This window comes from Mesorhizobium sp. M2C.T.Ca.TU.002.02.1.1 (assembly GCF_003997225.1).
The window spans coordinates 1-1,741 of the sequence record NZ_RZTO01001066.1; the positions used below are offsets into that span (position 1 = coordinate 1).

The 1,741-nt window shown below is 66.3% G+C and carries 2 protein-coding genes and 1 pseudogene; all 3 read left to right on the plus strand.

The window, feature by feature from the left end; all coding sequences use genetic code 11:
* On the plus strand, positions 1–767 hold a 767-nt coding region (locus EOD07_RS33365), incomplete at its 5' end, for a D-alanyl-D-alanine carboxypeptidase family protein (RefSeq protein ID WP_164772789.1).
* 72 nt (positions 768–839) lie between these two features.
* Positions 840–1,514, plus strand: a complete 675-nt coding sequence (tmk, locus tag EOD07_RS33370; protein ID WP_041006702.1) for a dTMP kinase — start codon at positions 840–842, stop codon at positions 1,512–1,514.
* Positions 1,511–1,741: pseudogene (locus EOD07_RS33375) on the plus strand (DNA polymerase III subunit delta'); the annotation flags it as partial. The gene tmk and the pseudogene EOD07_RS33375, both read left to right, overlap by 4 nt.

Here is a 1,741-nt window from a genome sequence, read left to right on the forward strand (position 1 = left end):
TGGCTGGCTCGGAGGCGAATTTCGCCGCGCAGATGACCGATCGCGCCCGTCAGCTCGGCCTCTCGAAATCGACCTTCGTCAATTCGACCGGCCTGCCGGCCGACGGCCAGCAGACGACGGTGCGGGAACTGACGATGCTGGCGCTGCATCTGTGGCGCGACTATCCGGAGTTCTTCCACTACTACGGCCAGCCGGACTTCACCTGGAACAAGATATCGCAGAAGAACCGCAACCCGCTGATCGCCATGGGCATCGAAGCCGACGGCTTCGTGGCCGGCGCCAGCGAGCAGGCTGGGTTCGGCCTGGTCGGCACCGTCAGCCACAACGGTACGCGCGTGATCGCCGCCCTCAGCGGTCTGGCGAATGACCGCGAACGCGCCGAAGAGGCGCGCAAGCTGCTCGACTGGGGCTCGCGGTCATTCCAGAAGACCGAGATATTCGCCAAGGACGAGGTGGTCGGCGAAGCGCAGGTTTTCGGCGGCGCCAAGTCCGACCTGGCCTTGAAAGCCAAAGGCCCCGTGGACATCTTTCTGCCGATAGCCAACCGCGACAAGCTGACCGCCAGGATCGTCTACCAGGGTCCGGTATCGGCGCCGGTCGAGGAGGGGCAACCGGTCGGAGAATTGCGCGTTTGGATAGGCGATACGCTGAGCCAGCAGACGCCGCTCTATGCCGCCGAGTCGGTGAAAGTGGGCACGCTGCCGCAGCGCGCGCTCGACGCGGCCAAGGAACTCGCTGTCGGCTGGCTGCGTCAGAAACATTTGTGATCGGGCAAGTTCGTGGACCTTTTGACGGACGGGAGCTATGACAGCGGCCAGCACGAGCAAAGGCAGTCTCGATTGGCGAGCGGATTTTTCATCACCTTCGAGGGCGGCGAAGGAGCAGGCAAGTCGACACAGATCGAGCGGCTGGCGCGGCGCATGCGCGCCAAGAAATACGAGGTGCTGGTCAGCCGCGAGCCGGGCGGATCGCCCGGCGCCGAGGCCGTGAGGCATGTGCTCCTGTCGGGGGCGGCCGAGCCGTTCGGCCCGAAGATGGAGGCGATCCTGTTCGCCGCCGCACGCTCCGACCACGTCGAGCAGGTCATCCGGCCGGCTGTCGAGCGTGGCTCGATCGTGCTGTGCGACCGCTTCATCGATTCCTCGCGTGTCTACCAGGGCGTCACCGGCGGGCTCGATGCCGATTTCATGAAGGCGCTGGAGGCGGTGGCCATCAACGGCATGATGCCGGACATGACGCTGATCTTCGACATCGATCCGGTTGAAGGCTTGAAGCGGGCTACGGCTCGGCGCGGCGCCGGCGACGCCGCCGATCGCTTCGAGAAGGAAACTCTGGCCATCCACCGGCGGCGGCGCGAGGCTTTCCTGGCCATCGCCGCGGCGGAGCCGGAGCGCTGCGTCGTCATCGACGCCTCCGCCGATCCCGATACGGTGGAGAATGTCGTCACCGCCGCCGTCTTCGCGGCGCTGGAAGAGCGGATGCCGGCGCAAAGGATTGAGACGGCGCCGGCATGATCTTCGAACGCATCGCCCCCGAGCAGCACGACACGCTGGACGGCGTGCCCGAGCCCGCCGAAACGCCGCGGCTGATCGGCCACGCGTCGGCGGCGGGGATGGTTGCCAGCGCCTACCGCGCCGGTAAGCTGCCGCATGCGCTGATCTTCGCCGGGCCGCAGGGCATCGGCAAGGCGACGCTCGCGTTCCACATCGCGCAGCATCTTCTGAAATATCCGGATTTCAAG